At 70.7% G+C, this 16,852-nt stretch carries 16 protein-coding genes and 5 pseudogenes; 10 read left to right on the forward strand and 11 right to left on the reverse strand.

What is annotated here, in order from left to right:
* Positions 1-399 precede the first annotated feature (399 nt).
* Positions 400-1,068, forward strand: coding sequence for an aggregation-promoting factor C-terminal-like domain-containing protein (locus ACZ7RU_RS25170; protein WP_470343226.1), 669 nt, complete (start codon positions 400-402; stop codon positions 1,066-1,068).
* A 53-nt stretch (positions 1,069-1,121) separates the two neighbouring features.
* Positions 1,122-1,771: pseudogene (locus tag ACZ7RU_RS25175) on the forward strand (IS5 family transposase); the annotation flags it as partial.
* Positions 1,772-1,791: 20 nt separating this feature from the next.
* Here the strand turns inward: ACZ7RU_RS25175 and ACZ7RU_RS25180 are convergent.
* Entirely contained in the window at positions 1,792-2,058 is a 267-nt protein-coding gene (locus tag ACZ7RU_RS25180; protein WP_470343423.1) for a hypothetical protein, read from the reverse strand.
* Between the two features lie 53 nt (positions 2,059-2,111).
* On the opposite strand from ACZ7RU_RS25180, the gene ACZ7RU_RS25185 reads away from it, so the two are divergent.
* Positions 2,112-2,324, forward strand: a complete 213-nt coding sequence (locus tag ACZ7RU_RS25185) for a DUF6458 family protein (RefSeq protein ID WP_470343227.1) — start codon at positions 2,112-2,114, stop codon at positions 2,322-2,324.
* A gap of 428 nt (positions 2,325-2,752) precedes the next feature.
* Here the strand turns inward: ACZ7RU_RS25185 and ACZ7RU_RS25190 are convergent, their stop codons facing one another.
* Positions 2,753-3,751, reverse strand: coding sequence for an ArsR/SmtB family transcription factor (locus tag ACZ7RU_RS25190; protein ID WP_470343228.1), 999 nt, complete (start codon positions 3,749-3,751; stop codon positions 2,753-2,755).
* 235 nt (positions 3,752-3,986) lie between these two features.
* Positions 3,987-4,305: pseudogene (locus ACZ7RU_RS25195) on the reverse strand (LysE family transporter); the annotation flags it as partial.
* 135 nt (positions 4,306-4,440) lie between these two features.
* Between ACZ7RU_RS25195 and ACZ7RU_RS25200 the strand changes: the two are divergent.
* Positions 4,441-4,632 (forward strand): hypothetical protein, encoded by a 192-nt coding sequence (locus ACZ7RU_RS25200; RefSeq protein WP_470343229.1) that lies wholly within the window; start codon positions 4,441-4,443, stop codon positions 4,630-4,632.
* 229 nt (positions 4,633-4,861) lie between these two features.
* On the opposite strand, the gene ACZ7RU_RS25205 is transcribed toward ACZ7RU_RS25200, so the two are convergent.
* Positions 4,862-5,035 carry a CsbD family protein gene (locus tag ACZ7RU_RS25205; protein ID WP_470343230.1) on the reverse strand — a complete coding sequence of 58 codons (174 nt, stop codon included), beginning with the start codon at positions 5,033-5,035 and terminating at the stop codon, positions 4,862-4,864.
* A 125-nt stretch (positions 5,036-5,160) separates the two neighbouring features.
* Here ACZ7RU_RS25205 and ACZ7RU_RS25210 point away from each other — a divergent pair, with 125 nt between their 5' ends.
* The 4 genes from ACZ7RU_RS25210 to ACZ7RU_RS25225 all read left to right on the forward strand — a co-directional run bounded on the left by ACZ7RU_RS25210 (position 5,161) and on the right by ACZ7RU_RS25225 (position 8,267).
* Complete coding sequence (locus ACZ7RU_RS25210; RefSeq protein WP_470343231.1) at positions 5,161-5,331, forward strand: hydrophobic protein; 171 nt, start codon at positions 5,161-5,163, stop codon at positions 5,329-5,331.
* Positions 5,332-5,815: 484 nt separating this feature from the next.
* The gene (locus ACZ7RU_RS25215) at positions 5,816-6,619 is read left to right on the forward strand and encodes an alpha/beta fold hydrolase (RefSeq protein WP_470343232.1); all 804 of its coding nucleotides are present in this window, start codon (positions 5,816-5,818) and stop codon (positions 6,617-6,619) included.
* Entirely contained in the window at positions 6,619-7,941 is a 1,323-nt protein-coding gene (locus ACZ7RU_RS25220; protein WP_470343233.1) for a PP2C family protein-serine/threonine phosphatase, read from the forward strand. Before ACZ7RU_RS25215 ends, ACZ7RU_RS25220 begins: the two co-directional genes overlap by 1 nt.
* Positions 7,938-8,267, forward strand: a complete 330-nt coding sequence (locus ACZ7RU_RS25225) for an STAS domain-containing protein (protein WP_470343234.1) — start codon at positions 7,938-7,940, stop codon at positions 8,265-8,267. The genes ACZ7RU_RS25220 and ACZ7RU_RS25225 overlap by 4 nt, the downstream gene beginning before the upstream one ends.
* Before the next feature lie 121 nt (positions 8,268-8,388).
* Here ACZ7RU_RS25225 and ACZ7RU_RS25230 read toward each other — a convergent pair.
* Positions 8,389-8,769 (reverse strand): annotated as a pseudogene (locus tag ACZ7RU_RS25230) (thiamine pyrophosphate-dependent enzyme); the annotation flags it as partial.
* Between the two features lie 40 nt (positions 8,770-8,809).
* Positions 8,810-9,565 (reverse strand): bestrophin-like domain, encoded by a 756-nt coding sequence (locus ACZ7RU_RS25235; protein WP_470343235.1) that lies wholly within the window; start codon positions 9,563-9,565, stop codon positions 8,810-8,812.
* Positions 9,566-11,665: 2,100 nt separating this feature from the next.
* On the opposite strand from ACZ7RU_RS25235, the gene ACZ7RU_RS25240 reads away from it, so the two are divergent.
* Together ACZ7RU_RS25240 and ACZ7RU_RS25245 are read left to right on the forward strand one after the other, a co-directional pair.
* Positions 11,666-12,364 carry a hypothetical protein gene (locus ACZ7RU_RS25240; RefSeq protein WP_470343236.1) on the forward strand — a complete coding sequence of 233 codons (699 nt, stop codon included), beginning with the start codon at positions 11,666-11,668 and terminating at the stop codon, positions 12,362-12,364.
* Position 12,365: 1 nt separating this feature from the next.
* A complete protein-coding gene (locus ACZ7RU_RS25245) occupies positions 12,366-12,737 on the forward strand; it encodes a hypothetical protein (protein WP_470343237.1) in 372 nt (123 codons plus the stop codon).
* 359 nt (positions 12,738-13,096) lie between these two features.
* On the opposite strand, the pseudogene ACZ7RU_RS25250 reads toward ACZ7RU_RS25245, so the two are convergent.
* The 5 genes and pseudogenes from ACZ7RU_RS25250 to ACZ7RU_RS25270 form a co-directional block, all read right to left on the reverse strand.
* Positions 13,097-13,222 (reverse strand): annotated as a pseudogene (locus ACZ7RU_RS25250) (IS481 family transposase); the annotation flags it as partial.
* A gap of 192 nt (positions 13,223-13,414) precedes the next feature.
* On the reverse strand, positions 13,415-14,254 hold the full coding sequence (locus ACZ7RU_RS25255) for an ABC transporter permease (protein WP_470343238.1): 840 nt from the start codon (positions 14,252-14,254) through the stop codon (positions 13,415-13,417).
* On the reverse strand, positions 14,251-15,252 hold the full coding sequence (locus ACZ7RU_RS25260) for an ABC transporter ATP-binding protein (protein WP_470343239.1): 1,002 nt from the start codon (positions 15,250-15,252) through the stop codon (positions 14,251-14,253). The genes ACZ7RU_RS25255 and ACZ7RU_RS25260 overlap by 4 nt, the downstream gene beginning before the upstream one ends.
* 17 nt (positions 15,253-15,269) lie before the next feature.
* A complete protein-coding gene (locus tag ACZ7RU_RS25265) occupies positions 15,270-15,728 on the reverse strand; it encodes a MarR family winged helix-turn-helix transcriptional regulator (RefSeq protein WP_470343240.1) in 459 nt (152 codons plus the stop codon).
* Positions 15,729-15,966: 238 nt separating this feature from the next.
* A pseudogene (locus ACZ7RU_RS25270) lies at positions 15,967-16,323 on the reverse strand (DUF6204 family protein); the annotation flags it as partial.
* Between the last annotated feature and the right edge of the window lie 529 nt (positions 16,324-16,852).

Genomic DNA, 16,852 nt, shown 5'->3' on the forward strand with positions numbered 1-16,852 from the left:
GGCTGGACCGTCCGCGACCGAGCTCCGCCTGAAGAACACAGGCCACCGCGCCTGTCGCCCTTACGATCCGCCGTCACCCCCGGCGTCGATCCCCAGATGGGCAATCCGGGCAAATCCTCCCTAATTCCCTGCCGGACCCCGCCACGACCGCTCCGCAGCCACGATCCGGCGTAGTAGCCGACGCCTTTGCCACCCGTCCCCGGCCCTGCCAAGAATGGCCCGTCGCCAGGCAGCGCGGCCGATCACCTCCGCCGCCGCGCAGCCCGCCCGCCCCGCCGCTTCCGCCGGGGCGCCACGGCCGTCCAGGGCATCGCACCGGCCCCGCTCACCCGGAGCCCACGCGATGCCCGCCCCCGGTGCCACCGGCACGGCCCCCGACGGAGAAGGATCGTCCGCCCCATGCAGCTCAGCCATGCCCGCCGCAACTCCCTGATCACCGGCGTCGCCACCCTGGTGGTCGCGAGCGCCGCCACCGCCGCCCTCGCCGTCCCGCAGGCCGGGAGCACCACCGAGGCCGCCCCCGTGGCCGCCGTCTCGGTGGACGGCGCGCCGGTCACCGACCAGGGCCAGGCCGACACCGCTGCCGCCGCCGCTGCCGCCGCCGAGCGGGCCGCGCAGGAGGCCAAGGCCAAGGCCGAGGCGGACGCCGCCGCGCAGGCCCAGGCTCAGGCCGACGCCCAGGCGCAGGCCCAGGCGGACGCCAAGGCCAAGGCCGACGCGGAGGCCGCCGCCTCCCGCTCCCAGGAGCGCCAGAACCTCAACAGCGCCCCGGCCGCCTACTCCGGCACCCCGCAGCAGATCGCAGCGCAGATCGTCCCGGCCGGCCAGCTCCAGTGCTTCAGCAACATCGTGTTCCGCGAGAGCAGCTGGAACCCGCTCGCGGTCAACGCCTCCTCCGGCGCCTACGGCCTGGTCCAGGCCCTGCCCGGCTCCAAGATGGCCTCCGCCGGCGCCGACTGGCGCACCAACCCGGCCACCCAGATCAAGTGGGGCCTGAACTACATGAACACCCGCTACGGCAGCCCCTGCGCCGCCTGGTCGTTCTGGCAGAACCACCACTGGTACTAGGACTTGTCCGCCCGATCATGTGACTATCGCCTGCCTTGCTCGTTGGTTCGAGCATGGGGCGGGGTGATCTAACGGATGCGGAGTGGGAGCGGCTGAGGCCGTTCCTGCCGGTCAGCAACAGGCGTTGTGGCAGGTGGCGGGACCATCGGCAGGTGATCGACGGGATTCTTCACCGGGTGCGGACGGGCGTTCAGTGGCGTGATCTTCCCGAGCGGTTCGGGCCATGGAAGACCGTCTACGAGCGTCACCGGCTGTGGTCTGCTGACGGGACCTGGGAACGTCTGCTCCGGCAGGTGCAGGCCGAAGCGGACGCGGCCGGCGACATCGACTGGGATGTCTCGGTCGACTCCACGATCGTGCGGGCTCACCAGCATGCGGCCGGCGCCCGCACCGACCCGCCACCAGCCCTTGCTCCAAAGGGGGCTGGGCCAGGGGAACACCAGGGCGAGACGCCGTGGCAGAGCCTCGTCGCCCGCCTGGTGGAGGTGGTGCTGGAGGCGAGGGCCTTGGTCGCTCGCGGGGCGGGTTCACCACCAAGATCCACCTGAGCGCGGACGGCCGCTGCCGCCCGCTGTCCCTGGTCGTCACACCAGGGCAGCGGGCGGACTACACGCAATTCGAGCCGGTGCTGGAGAAGATCCGGGTTCCGCGGACCGGGCCGGGCAGGCCCCGAAAGACGCCCGACAGCCTGGCCGCCGACAAGACACCCATGCAGCTATCAGGTCAAGCAGCTTCGGCGAGTGGTGAGGGTTTCGTCGGTGCGAACGCGATCGCTTCGTCGAACTTCTGGCGGCTGGTCAGGCAGTGGTGGAGCTGGCCGAGCATGCGGTTGAACAGGTTCCGGAGGGCCGCGTAGTAGCGGTCGCCCGTGTCCCGGCGGCGATTGTAGTGGTCGTGGGCACCAGGTGAGGCGGTGAGTGAGGCGAAGGCCCAGTGCCTGCCGGTCGCGGCCAGGCGGCTGTTCTCGATCCGTCGGTGGCTGACATTCAAGTTCGGATTCAGGGAACCCGAGGAGTGAACCGATCGACGAGGAGTGAGACGGCATGGGTATCGGCGGCTGCATCGTACTGTTCGCCCTCGGCGCCATCATGGCCTTCGCGACCGACTGGCACATGAACGGCGTCAACCTGCACCTGGTGGGCTGGATCCTCATGGCCGCCGGGCTTCTGGGATTGATCACCTACGCGAACGTGTTCCGCCGCCGACGCCTGGTCCGCAGGGTCGAGAGCGAGGAACCCATCGAGGAGCGCCGCTAGTACGAGTAGGAGTCAGCCGGACTCCGCGACATCGGCCGGAGGCCGCGTACGGTCGGGATCCACGTTCGAGCGGGTCCCGACCGTACATCGGTGGCCGGGATCTGCGGGTCGGCGTGGGGGTGTCGGCCCACACCCCTTGATCGGCGAGGGCGCAACGGACTGCCCGTCACCGGCCGGCGCGGGCACCGTCCGGACAGTGTTCGGACACGGCGGACGCCCGCCGACATCGTGGTGCGGCAGGATCGTCCCCGACGGCCTTCGTCGGGTTCAGGTGCGTCCTGGGCCGGAGCACACGGTCGAACGAAGAGCGCGGAGACCCCGTTGGACGGGCTCCAGCGCGTCCCGCCCATCTCCTCGTCCTGGCTCACGGGCCCCTGGCGCGAGGGTGCTCACCCCGCGGTCCGTCCGAGCCGCCCGTCGACCGACGCTCAGACCGGGGGCGGAGGCGGCGGGTTGTCGAGGAGGAGGTCGTGGCCGACGTCGGTGAGGGTGTGGCGGACCTGCTTGCCCTCACGGCGGGTGGCGATCAGGCCGGCCGTGCGCAGGGCAGCGGCATGGGCGGAGGCGGAGGGCGGGGTGACGCCGAGCCGCTGGGCGAGTTCGGTGGTGGAGCAGGCGCTGCCGGCGATGGCGCGCAGGACGCGGGCCCGGGCGGGGCCGAGCACGGCGGCGAGGCCGTCGGCGGCCGGTGTCCGGGCCGCGGGCTCGGCGGTCGGGGCCGCGATCGGGTGCAGCAGCAGGCTCTGGCGGTCCGGCCCGGCCAACAGGCTGATGCTCCGCTGGACGAAGTAGTTGGGCCGCAGTTCCAGACCCCGGCCGCCGAGCTCGAAGGAACCCTCCAGTTCGCCGAGGGTGCACTCCAGCACTCCCTCGTCCCGCCAGACGGCCTTCGGATGGAGCGAGTCGAGCATTTCGCCGATCCCGGAGCGGGCGGCGGTGCGGGCCCGGACGGCGATGTCGGCCTCCAGGGCGCGGCGGATGTCAGGCCAGTCCGGGGCGAGGCAGGCCTGGAACAGCGCCCAGGCACCGTCGCTGACCTCGCGCAGGCCCCGGCTGCCGTCCTCGCGCAACCGGGCCAGGGCGGCCGGGACTTCCGGGCCACTGCCGAACATGGCGACATCCTCCTCCACGACCTGCTGCGGGACGGAGAGGAGCGCGTCGAGCTCGTCGGTCAGTTGCCGGCGGACGGCGTCGAGGTCCGCCACCATGAAGTCGGGAACGCCGACCGGGCTCGCGTTGACCACCTCGAGGAAGCGCACGGCCCGGTGGGGCACATGGCGGCGGATGTCCCGCCACCAGCGCTCGCTGCGCGACCCGCTGCCCTGATGAACGCCCGACCGGGCCGCGCCGGCCATCAGGTGGTCGAGCGGGGATATGACGAACCGGGTCCTCGCGAGGTCCGCGACCCCGAACCTCAGTGCGATCACGAACCTTCCTCCGGCTTCCCCGCAGCCGTCCTGACCTGCCGCGTTGTTGACTATTAGGCCCAGAGGCTAATGCATGGCCGTCCAGCCCGTCCCCGTTGCAAGCTCTCTCTCGTCGGCGCGACTGAGGCCCGCTCCGGCCCCCACCACGAGGGGAGTGGGGGCCGGAGCACGATCCTCGACCGGGCGTTCGTCGAACCGAACGCCCGGCGTCGCCCGGCGAACCGCCCGGCCAGGGCGGGTTCAGCCAGGTCATCGCCAGGCAGGTCAGGACCGCTCGCCGGACGGTCCCCGCCGCCGGTAAGCGCGGCCGCCGGGTCCGAGCGCAGCACCCGACGGGCCGCCAGGACGCCGTAGCGGAGCAGGAACGCGCCGCCGACCGGGCCCACGGCGGACAGCGCCGCCGGCCAGGCCGTGACCACCGTGCCGACGCCCGTGACGCCGAGCGCGATCAGCGCCGCGTCCGAGGCGGCGCAGACGGCGACCACCGCGAGGACGGCCTGCCGGCGGGCGCCCTGGCGCAGGACGAGGGCGTTCTGGGCGCCGATGGCCACGATGAGGGAGAGCCCGGTCCCGAAACCGGCGACGGCGGCGGCGAGGGTGGTGCTGTTCGCCCGTCCATCGACGCCGCCGCGGAGTTCCCCGACCCGCGGAACGCGATCCACTCCTACGCCCGCGAGCGGAAACGGCTGATGGTGCGACTGGTGGCCGACCTGGTGACGGAACTGGGCTGCCGTCAGCCCGACACCCTCGCCGAGCGACTCGTAACCCTCGCGGACGGCGCCGCCAGCCGCGCCATGGTGCTGGGCGAGCCGGACTGCGGCCGACACGCGCGGGCGGCGGCGGAGATCCTCCTGGACAGCGCCCGGCCGGCCACGGACTGACGGCCCCACCGGGGCGCGGGCATGCCCGGCACGCCCGGAGGCCGTCGTGGAGCAGGACCGCGCGGCCCGGACCGACGTGGCCGGGGCGGGCACGGCGAGCCGGGCCGGACGGTGTCGGCGGCCCGGGCGCGGGCCGCCCGGTCCCCGGCCACGCGCCGGGCCGGCCGTCACGGCTGCGGCGGTGGTCCACCCGTCTTCCGGGCGGACCACCGCCGCAGACGGTGAAGGGTCAGTCCTTGAAGGCGTCCTTGACGTGTTCGCCCGCCTGCTTGATGTCGCCCTTGGCCTTGTCCGCACGGCCCTCGGCCTGCAGACGCTCGTTGCCGGTCAGCTTGCCGATGCCTTCCTTGACCGCGCCCTTGGCCTTGTCGGCGGTGTTCTCGATCTTGTCGCTGGCACTCATCGCGGCCTCCTCTTCGTCGGAACGTCGTCGGTCCACCGCCTGCCCCCGTCCGGCGGGAACATTCCCCCGTATATCTGCCACGGAGCGGGGCAAGCGGTTCGCTGACGCTGACTACGGAGGTCGACATGGTTCCCCTTCTGCTGGTACTGCTGCTGGCTCTGCTCCTGTTCGGTGCGGGCTTCGCACTGAAGGCCCTTTGGTGGGTGGCGGTCGTGGTCCTGGTGGTCTGGCTGCTGGGCTTCGTGGCCCGTGGCACCGGCGCATCGGGCAGCCGCAGCCGCTGGTACCGCTGGTAGGTCCCGGCCGAACCCCGGGGAAGGCGACGTGGCATGCGCACCGGTGCGCATGCCACGTCGCCACGCCCACCGCTTGCCGGAGGCGTGCCCCGCGGTGGATCCGCCCGCGGGGCACCCAGCCGGACAGCCGGGTGCAGGCGCTGCCCGGCGATCGGAACGGCCTGCGGTGCGACGGCGACCGCCGGGAGCGTGAGTTCGCCGTCGTCCCGGACGGCGCAGCGACGGTCCGGCCCCGCCGCCGTGCCGCCGGACGACGCCGCGGCGTCGGGGACGGCCAGGGGCGGCCGAGACCTGCGCCCGGCCGCCGAGGAGCACCCGGCCGTGGCTGGCGCCACCGGGCGCGGCCTGACCCACTGATCCTCGACGGCGGCAACAGCGGCACCCGCACGGTGGCGAGGGCGTCCTCGACGCCGCGGGCCGCAGCAGCCCCACCGAGCGACTCCCGGGTCCGGGCGGGGGCGAGCCTGATGGGAGGATGGCCGTCATGGATGTTCTGCGCAGGAACAACGTGACGCTGCTCGGGCCGGCCGACGGGCCGGCGGTCGTACTGGCCCACGGCTTCGGCTGCGATCAGAACATGTGGCGCCTGATCGTGCCCGCCCTGGCGGAGCGCTACCGGGTCCTGCTGTTCGACTACGTGGGCTGCGGCGGGTCGGACCCGGCGGCGTGGAGCGAGCAGCGGTACTCCTCGCTGCACGGCTACGCGCAGGACGTGGTGGAGGTGTGCCGGGAGCTGGACCTGCGCGACGCGGTGTTCGTGGGGCATTCGGTGAGCGCGATGGTGGGCGTGCTGACGGCGGAGTCGGCGCCGGAGCGGATTGGTGCGCTGGTGATGGTGACACCCTCGCCGTGCTACGTGGACGACGAGGAGTACCGGGGCGGGTTCAGCGCCGAGGACATCGGGGAGCTCCTGGCCACCCTGGAGTCCAACTACCTGGGCTGGTCCGCCGCCATGGCGCCGGTGATCATGGGCAACGCCGACCGGCCCGAGCTGGGCCGGGAACTGACGAACAGCTTCTGCGCCACGGACCCGGACGTCGCCCGGGTCTTCGCCCGCACGACGTTCCTGTCCGACAGCCGCGAGGACCTGAAGAAGGTGACGGTCCCCACGCTGGTGCTGGAGTGCGCCCAGGACGTGATCGCGCCCCGTGAGGTGGGCGCGTACGTGCACGCCGCCATCCCCTCCTCCCGGCTGGTCACCCTCGACGCCACCGGCCACTGCCCGCAGCTCAGCGCACCCGAGGCCACCGCCGACGCCCTCCTCGGGTTCCTCGCAGGGCTGCGGTGATGTGCAGGGCCGGCGAGGAGCCGGGCCCCTTCGACGACAGCGCGAGCACCCGCGCCGCGTTCACCGCGCTGCTCGAGGACAGCGCCGAGGACCTGTACGAGCAGGCGCCCTGCGGCTACCTGTCGACGCTGATGGACGGCACCATCGCCAAGATCAACGCCACGCTGCTGGGCTGGCTGGGCCTGGAACGCACCGACGTGATCGGCCGGATGCGCTTCACCGACCTGCTCACCATCGGCGGGAAGCTGTACCACGAGACGCACTTCGCACCGCTGCTGCGCATGCAGGGCGAAGTGCACGGCATCGCCCTGGAGATGAGGACGAAGGACAAGAGCGCCGGCCGGCTGCCGGTGCTGGTGTCCTCCGTGATCAGGCACGGCAGCGGCGGGGAGCCGCTGCTGATCCGCACCACCGTCACGGACGCCTCCGACCGGCGGGCCTACGAGTCCGAGCTCCTGCGTCGGCGCGAGGAGGCTGAGCAGGCCCGCGCCGACGCCGAGGCCGCCCTGCGGCAGGCCCAGCGCGACCGGCAACGGCTGGCCGAGGCCCTCGCCGCACTGCAGAAGTCGCTCGTTCCCTCCTCACTGCCCGCCGTCCCGGGGCTGGAGACGGCCGTGTACTACCACACCGCCTCCCCCGACCGGCTCGGCGGCGACTTCTACGACCTCTTCCCGGTCGGTGAGGGGCGGTGGGCGTTCTTCCTCGGCGACGTGTGCGGCAAGGGGCCCGAGGCGGCCTCCCTCACCTCACTGACCCGTTACACGCTGCGGGCCGCGGCCCTGCACGACCCGGAGCCCGCCGCCGCGCTGACCACCCTGAACGCCGTCCTGCACGAGCACTACGCGGCCGCCGGCGACCCGCGCTACTGCACCGCCGTCTTCGGCCTCCTGGAACGCGAGGGCGACGAAGGCCGGGTGAGCGTGCGAGTCGCCTCCGGCGGACACCCGCCGAGCCTGGTCCTGCGCGCCGACGGCAGCAGCGCGTTCCTCCCCACCCCCGGGGGTCTCCTGGTCGGCATTCTGCCCGAGGCCCCGTTCACCACCGCCAGGACGGTCCTCGACCCCGGGGACTGCCTCCTGCTGTACACCGACGGACTCACCGAGGCCCGCACCGGCCCCACCCGCGAGAGCCTCTTCGGCGACGAAGCCCTGCTCGCCTTCGCCGCCGGCCACGCACCCGCCTCCCCCCGCGAGATGATCGACGCCCTGACCGCCCTGCTCAAGGGTTTCGGCGACGGTCTGGACGACGACACCGCCCTGCTGGCCCTGGGCGTCCCCGCCGCCCGCCCCACTCCCGCCCCGCCTACCCACTCCACGCCATGAGCCTGACCATCAACCGGTACGACGACGACGCCGGTCCCGTCCTGCGGGTGACCGGCGACCTCGACTACGAGCACGCCCCCGACCTGCGCCGGTACCTCGACGAACTCACCCTGGACGAGGGCCAGCGCCTGGTCATCGACCTGGCCGGTCTCGACTTCTGCGACTCCAGCGGCATCACCGCCCTCCTGGCGGCCCGCCGTCTCGCCAACGCCGTCGGCGCGGACCTCGCCCTGAGCGCTGTCCCGGCCAAGACGCTGCGGGTGCTCGCCGTCGTCGGTCTCGACCGGGTCTTCACCATCCACGCGGACAGCACCGCCTACGGCTGAGCCGGACCGCCACCGGGCCGGACCGCTCAGGGGGACGGCCCCACGCTGCCTGCGGTCACCGCCTGCCCGCAGCCGGTGACCGCATGCCGACGCACCTCACGGTCCGTCGGCCGGCGACCGGTCAGGCGCACCGGCGTTCCCGCCCCTCGGCCGGGAGCGCCGCAGGCCCGCGCCCGACCGAGGGGGCGCCGAGGGACGTCAGCCCTCGTGGCTGCGGAGGGTTGGTCAGGACGTCGAGCACGACCGGACCCGGGGTCTCGAAGGCCCGCCGCACGCCGTCCGCGAGCTCGGAGGGGCCGGTGACGCGGATTCCGGTCAGGCCGAGCGCGGTGGCGACCGCGGCGAAGTCCGGGTTGTCCAGCTCGGTACCGAACTCCGGCAGCCCGGCCTGCTCCTGTTCGAGCTTGACCATGCCCAGGCGCCGGTTGTCGAACACCACGAGCTTCACCGGCAGCCGGTGGGTCCTGATCGTCATCAGGTCGCCGAGCAGCATGCTCAGACCGCTGTGAGCGACGATCCCCGCAGCTGACGACGGGCCCCGGTCAGACCCCGACGACGACCTCGGCGAACGGCGCGGACGTCAGGCCCAGCAGGCCGCCGAAGGGCGAGTTCAGGGCGTAGATCAGGACGACCATGAAGACGATGAGGCTGGTGAAGCCCGTAGCCAGAACCAGATGGGTGCCCGTGCGCTCGATCCCGAAGAGGAACATCAGGCCCAGGGTGAGCACGCCGCCGGCGAGCAGGCCGAACCACATGACGCCCGACATGCCCTGGTTGGCCTCCCGGCCGTGGCGCGCCTGGTAGGCGACGGAGAGCTCCCCGAACGCCACCTGGTCCACCTGCTGCTGCGCGTTGGTACTGGGCTCGAAGGACGTCCACGCGTTCTGCACGTCGCGCAGCAGCGCCCAGCCGCGCGGGCCCAGCGGTTTGCCCTGCTCCATCAGGGGCCACTCCTCGTTCCGGACGTAGGCGGCATACGTGTCCGTCGCCGAGCGGGCATGCTGGGCGGCGTCGGGCGGCAGCGCATCGGCGAGCAGGTACATCTGGTGCAGCGCCCCGGCCTCGGCGCTGATGTTGGTACTGGCGTTGTCCTTGGCCTCCCACACCGTCACCAACGCGACGCCCAGCACCAAGGCGTACAACACGCTGACCATCATCGTCAGGTACTCGGCAGTGCCGTCGCGTGCCTCCTCCCCCGACGCCGACCGCCTCGTCCTGCGGTTGTTGAGCAGGACAGCGCCCCCGGCGACGACGACGAATCCGACGACGATGCCGATCATCGGGAGTACGTGTTCCATGGCACCCCTCAGCTTGAGTCGGACGAGCGGCTCGGCTTGTAGCGATGCCATGCCATGGCCGCGGCGGCGATCGCGGGAATGAACAGGAGGAGGAAGAAGAGCAGAACAGCGTGCGACAGCGGGGGCTTGCTGTGGCCGAAGCGACCGGTGCCCAGAAGAGGCGACGACACATGGTTCCCCCCGACGTGTGCCCCCGGGGATCGGGAGGGTGTCGCGGACGCGCCGGCGGAGGCGCTCGGCGAGCTCGCGGGCTTACCGCCCGCACCCGGCGCCCCGGGCGCGGCCACCGCTCCGGGCGCTCCGGGCGCAGCACCAGCAGCACCTGCCCCGGGAGCACCCGCTGCGGCAGCACCGGCTGCGGGCGCGCCGGGCGCGGGAACACCGCCACCGCCCGCAGCCGCTCCCGCCGCCCCGGCACCGCCCGCAGGTACCCCCGGCCCGGCCCCGCCCCCGGAAGCCCCTGACGCGGCAGCACCCGCCGCGCCAGCACCGCCACCCCCCGCACCCGCACCCGCCGCCCCGGGCGCGGCCACCGCTCCGGGCGCACCGGGCGCAGCACCAGCAGCACCTGCCCCGGGAGCACCCGCTGCGGCAGCACCGGCTGCGGGCGCGCCGGGCGCGGGAACACCGCCACCGCCCGCACCGCCCGCACCGGCTCCCGCCGCCCCGGCACCGCCCGCAGGTACCCCCGGCCCGGCCCCGCCCCCGGAAGCCCCTGACGCGGCAGCACCCGCCGCGCCAGCACCGCCACCCCCCGCACCCGCACCCGCACCCGCCGCCCCGCCCGCAGGACCCCCCGGCCCGCCGATCCCGGGCGCACCACCGCCAGGGACCGGCCCGCCAGGTGCGGGAGCCCGTACGCCGCCTGCCGGCGCTCCCGGGACGGGAACCAGGGGCACTCCGCCTCCAGGCGCAGACGTTCCTGGCGCCCCGCCCCCGGGAGCGCCGGGCACAGGCCCCCCAGGTGCGGGCGCCCCGGGCGCAGAACCACCCGGCGCGGGAACCCCGGGCACCCCACCTCCGGGCGCACCGGGCGACGGGGAACCAGGCGACGGCGAACCCGGCCCCCCGGGCGACGGCGAACCCGGTGTGGGCACTGTGCACCCAGGGCCTTCGAGCGCTGCGGGGGCTCGGACCCCCGTCGTCGCTGTCACCGACAGCACCACCCCGCTGGCGCCCGGTCCGCCGCGCGGGTGAGCGGTGACGGAGCCCGCAGCGGCCAGTATCAGGATGGCGGCGGCCGCGCAGAAGGACAGTTTCCAGCCAGGCATATGATCTACCTATAGTCTGCGCGTAATCCGGGCCGATCCGACACGCTTCGACCGAGTTCCGATTCGCGCCGATCACCCGACCAGGGCAACGCGAGCGGGGCCACTCGGCAATCGCGCTGGTCCTCCCTCGGCCCCGGGATCCTTCTGGTCGGCGATTCGACCGGTCACCACCTTCTCTGGCGGTCCGTCAGGTCCTCACGCGTCCGCAGGCGGACGGTGTCATCCCGGCGACGATTCGGTCGGCGTCCTCGCCGGTGGCGCGGACCCGAGGTACGTCCGGATCGACGGGGAAGACCTGGTCCGCACCGGTGATCTCCAGGAGCCGGGCGACCGGGCGGTGAAGGGGCCGTCGTGGTCGAAGACCTCCTCGGTCCACATGCCGCGCAGGATGGTGATCGTCTCGGTGAGGCGGGCCAGGCCCTCACCGGGACTCGGGAGCGGGAGACCGTAGGCGGCGTGCTCGGCGATGGCCGGGTTGGGCCGTCGGGCTGTCTGGGGCCGCCGACGCCCAGGCCCATCCGTCTTCCAACTGTCCGCCCACGCAACGATCTGAACCCGCAGGAGGGCATCCGGTCGCTGGTCAAGCGCGCCTTGGCAACCTCGCCGCAGCCGACCTCGGCCGGATCACCCGGGCCCCGAGTTGCCGACGCGACTCACCTCGGAACTCAGGACTGGCACTGGAGGAATGTGCCAGCGGTATGACGAGCTGCAGCAACCTCGGCACGAAGGTTGACGGAAAAGGCGTCAACTATTCTGCAGTAGTCGCACAAAGTGCCATTTTCAGATCATTGGAAGCCCCAACCGAATAGCCTATCAACTTACCGGTAATATGCTGGCAGAAATATATTCCCAGGACAAGAAGAAGAAATCCCCCGCGCGGACAATTGGCAACTGTGGCGGCGCCCAGCAGTTCAATCCTGAATGCGCGGGAGTGAGGGATACGCCCAAGTCTAATCCGCTCGATATTCCAGACTTTCCCAAAAGCGAAGGGCTGGGCGACTGGCAACGGGTGGCCGCCAACGCCTCATATAAGGCCGGTATTCTCACTGGCATGACCGGGGGATCCGGGGTGGGGATTACGCTGAACCCCGGCGGAGGGATTCGAATTGGCGGATTTGGGGAAATCGTACCCAGAGGCGTACCGCAAGGCCTGACGGCGGAGAGCTTTGCGAAGCTCAGTAACACCGTCCGAGATGGCACTCGCCAGTTTGGCGAGAACCTCGATATCGTAGTACAGGGAAGTCGGGCATGGGAAAATGCTGGCGGGACCTACGATCTCAATCTTGGAGTCCGGGTACCATCTGAGAGGTTCGATGAGATTATCACTCAGCGCTTTGGTAGCCCTAATCCTGGCAGTTCAAGGGAGCGCACCATGAACCATGCCGTTGCCACAGGCAAAATCCAGTCAGGCGAAGCTGGCCTGAAGAGCCTCAGAAAGACACTTGAATCTCAGCTCGATATGAAGGTCGTCTCTATCATTCGCGAGGGCGGGCCCTTTGGCAGCCCCAACACCCTTAAGGTGCCGTAGAGTGATGCCATTTGATCCCTACTGCAAGATCTACGTTTCGAGACTGAGGCAGAGTACCGTCTCTGGGCTCATCGAGCAAGAATACGGCTGCAAATTCTCCGATCTCGGCGCAGAGATTCAAGGCATCGATATTGAGGTCCGGAGAAATCCCGACTCAGATCCGGGTGCCGAACCGGAAGATTTTCTCCTCTGGCCAGTGATTATAGAACTAGAAGCGGAATCTGGAGGCGGCGAAGAAGTAGTGGATCTTGTTGCCGGAGTGCTTAGAATTCTCTGGGCGAATGAAGGAATGGCTGTCGCCTCATGTGATTTCGAAGATCGCCTTCCTTGGGAAGGTGGTGCCGCTCGACTTGGAGGCCGCAGAGGTTCATGAATCTTGAAATGACCTGATAGTTTGCCGCATTCCAAGAACTAACTTCGACCTTTCGCGACGGCCCGCCGGTTCATCCGTCGGGCCGTTTCGGTTTTTTGGTTAATGTGGGTCGGGAAACGGTAGGGGGATTTAGGCTGTCAATGTATCCCAATTTCCTTGATCCCGGAACGGGCTGGAAGACCGGGACGGCTGGGTATTCAGTGCGGCAGATTCACAGGTGGGCGCGATTGGGTCGACGAACCTGGGGTCGAGCATCACCGGCACTGGAGCGCGGCCCGGCTGCGCGGACCTGCTCGGACCCGGCGCCGAGCAGGTCCCTGACCGCCGCCCGGGCCCTCCTCGCGCCAGCGGCGGACTCACTTGTACGCGGTGGCCCGGAAGACGCCCGTCTCGGCGGCTATGTGGGCAACGGGGCGGCCCGCGCGGACGCGTTCGGCCAGGAGCCGCCTGCCGTGCACGGTCAGCCGGGCATTACGGTGGGACACGAAGGCCTCCGTGTGTGATGTGGAGCCTAGACACCTCCACCACACCGGAGGTCTTCGCCATGATCAAGCCCGACCATCGTCAACAACGCTCATGATCAATACACCTAGCGGCCGGATTGGTCCGCCGCAGGTCGCGGTGATCACGGCAGGGGCTCTGCCGCAGTAAATCCCGCATTACTACGACATGGGTCCTCAGGCCTGGATCCGCCGGGTGAAGCGGCGCAGGGCGAGGTAGCCGAGGGCAGCCGTGCCGAGGGTGAGGGCGGCGAGGTAGGCCCAGGTCGGCATGTGACCGGTGGCGGGCGTCAGGTTCGCACGCAGGCCCTCGCTCATGTAGACGAGCGGGTTGGCGAGCGTGAGGACCTGGACCCAGCCGATCGAGTCCAGCGCGGTCCACGGGTAGTAGACGCAGCCCAGCATCGTGGCTGCGGCCAGGAGCAGGCCCAGCAGCGCCCCGAAGGCGGACGCGTCGATCGCTGTACCGAGCAGCAGCCCGAGCGTGGACGCGAGCAGGGCGCTGAGGACCAGGGTGACGACAAGCAGGGGCCAGTTGCCGACCTGGGCCTGGGGCGCGGCGCCCGGGGCGTGCACGAGCCACACGATCGGGACGACGACGAGGGATGAGACCAGGCCGAAGATCGCCGATGAGGTGATCTTCTGGAGGCCCAGAGCCCAGATGGGCAGCGGGGCCAGAGCGCGGTCGGTGATCTCGCGGCCGGGACCGAGTTCGGCGGCCAGCGGCCCGGTGACGGACATGATGCTCTGCAGCGTCAGGGTGCTGGCTATCAGGCCGGGCAGCAAGATCGTGGAGAACGACGTCGCTCCGCCGAGTCCACTGCCGATGCTGGGCATCACGTACGCGAAGGCGAAGGTGAAGAGCAGCGGCTGAAGACCCACCTGCAGGAGCAGGACCGGAAGGTTGCGGCCGAGGACGTGCAGGTCGCGGGCGGTCAGTGCCCGGTAGGCGCGCCAGGCCGCCCGGCGGGAGGACTGCAGGCGGGGGGCGGTTGCGGTGAGGGTCGAGGTGGTCATGGCTGATAGTCACGTCCGGTCAGGGTGAGGAAGGCGGTCTGGAGGCTGGGGGGTGTGGTGGCGGCATCGCGGACGGTCAGACCCGCGGCTCCTCCTTCGTGCAACAGGTGACCTAGCACGCCGTCGGGGCGCGTGGTGCGCACCTGTATGGTCGGGCCGTCGACGATGACGACGTGCGGGCCGCCGGGGATGCGGCGTACCGCGTCTGCGACGGGGTCGGCAGCGGCGTCGTAGCGGACCGTGATGACGGTCTGCGCGCCGCTGGTCGCCTTGATCGCCTCGGGGGTGTCGCAGGCGAGGAGATGTCCGTGGTCGATGACGGCGAGACGCTGGCACAGGGCCTCGGCCTCGTCGAGGTAGTGCGTGGTCAGCACCACGGTCTGGCCGTCCTCGTGCAGACTCCCGATGATCTGCCAGAGGTCCTCGCGTGCCTGGGGGTCGACGCCGGCGGTCGGCTCGTCCAGGAAGAGCACCTCGGGCAGGTGCATCAGGGCCCGGCCGATCATGATCCGGCGGGCCTGGCCACCTGAGAGCTGGTGGGCCTTCGCACTGGCCTTGTCGGCGAGAGCGAACTGCTCCAGGAGTTCCAGCGCCCGACGACGGGCAGCCGATGCGGACATGCCGAAGTAACGTCCACGGAAGGCGAGGTTGTCCAGCACGGTGAGCGCGCGGTCCAGGGTGTTGGCCTGAGAGACGACGCCGATGCGGGACTTCACACCGACTGGATCGGCGCTGACCTCGTGGCCCGCGACCCACGCGCTTCCGGCGGTGGGCGTGACCAGGGTGGTGAGCATGCCGATCGTGGTGGACTTGCCCGCGCCGTTGGTGCCGAGCAGGCCGAAGAACTCGCCCTTGTTGACCGTGAGATCCAGCCCTTCGAGGGCGACGAGGCTGTCCTGCCCTCGCTGGTAGACCTTGCGCAAGCCCTCCGTACGGATGGCTGTCGCGGTGTCGGCCAGAGTGACTGGCTGTTGGCGGAGGGCAGGTGCGGTTTTCATGGGGGTACTCCTACGGGTTACGGGGGCGGGGCTCCGTGGCCGGGAAGCCCGGTGCCGCCGAGGCGGGCGAGCAGGGCGGACAGGTGGCCGATGTCCTCCTTGCTCCGCAGAGGGGCGGCGAAGATCTCGGTGGCGACCTGCTCGGCGGTGGCAAGAAGGTCCGTCAGGCGTTCGCGGCCGGTGTCGGTCAGTGCGGCATAGGCCACACGTCCGTCGCGGGCGTCCGTTTCGCGCATGACCAGTCCGATCCGCTCCAGCGGAGCCAGCCCCCGGGTCACCCCGGAGGCAGTCAGCCCCAACTTCTCGGCCAGGTCCACTCGGCGCATCCGGCCGCCGGGCGCTTCTCCCAGGCGCAGCAGCATCATGAAGTCGGCCAGGCTCACGCCGTGCAGCCCTGAGAGGCTTGTGTCGAACCGTTTCACCAGGGCCACCTGGGCCCGGACGAGACGCAGCGACGTATCCCGCGCATCACGCATTGCTACCTCCTTGACTGCTCAAGCATATCAGGATGCTTGAGCAGTCAAGGATTCGTTAAGTTCATGGTTGCAAAAGAGCCCTCGCGTTCGATGCTCGGAACCAGGTCGCGCGGCCAAGGACGCCGACCTGTGTGAAAGCTGCCGGACCTGCTGGTACTCAGCGGGACGAGCGCCCTGTCTGAGCCGGATCGTGCGGGGAGACATCCGACGCGCCGGCGCAGAGAGTGCCGCTGCAGGGTCAGAGGTTGTTCTGGGCTGCGGCGCGGCGCTGCCGTTTGCCCAACGGCACCTGGGAGAGGTCCTCGGCATTGCTCCTGAGGTTCTTGTAGCCGTAGCCGCGCTCGGCCGACCAAGTCTTCACCGACTCTTCGGCGCGTTCGGTCGCTTCCAGGATTTCCTCTTCTTCCTCCCCTGAGTCCAGGAAGCGGAAGGTGAAGGCGGATCGCGCGGCCAGGTCGTAGCTGAGGTGCCCCTCAGAGGTGAAGGCCGCCCGCAGGACGTCATGCTCCGCAGCACGGGCCAGGAGCTCGCCCCGCTGATCAGTGCTGAGCCTGCCGAAGACACCGCGGACGGTGATACGGAAGGTATGAGTACTCGTCCCACGACCCTAACCAGCGCGGTCGGTGTAGCCCCACCGCGTTTCCAGCGGCATACGGACCGCGCGCCCCAGCTCTTCGAGGTAGCCATTCCGTGGTGAATCTCGCCGGCCGCTGGGTCTGTACGCTCGCTGTTGCGCCTGCTCGTAGATCGTCTTCAAGGGGCCGGGGGTGCTCGGACAGGTCACGCCATGGCACCCCGGTCCACATCCGGTGAGGAATCCTCCTGTCCATCACCTGCCGTGATCTTGCCGACTCCGCTACCGGGGGCCAAACATGTCTGGGCCGCGCGTCCTCCCTTAGCGTGGCTAGGCCGCCGCCGCGAAAGACGGGGTGGTTGGCACCCCCGTGGATCCGGATCGTCGCCTCGGGGCGGTCCGCCAGGCCACGCTGCCAGTCTGTGAGGCCGTTGGCAACGGTCACTTGGTACTCCCGCCCGTCCGGGTGACTCCGCCGCAGGACCTGGACAGCACACGCCTCGCACGGCTCCCTGATGGCGTCGATGCTGCTCTACAGCTTCAGCCAGGG

This window comes from Kitasatospora sp. NPDC114501, from assembly GCF_055633695.1.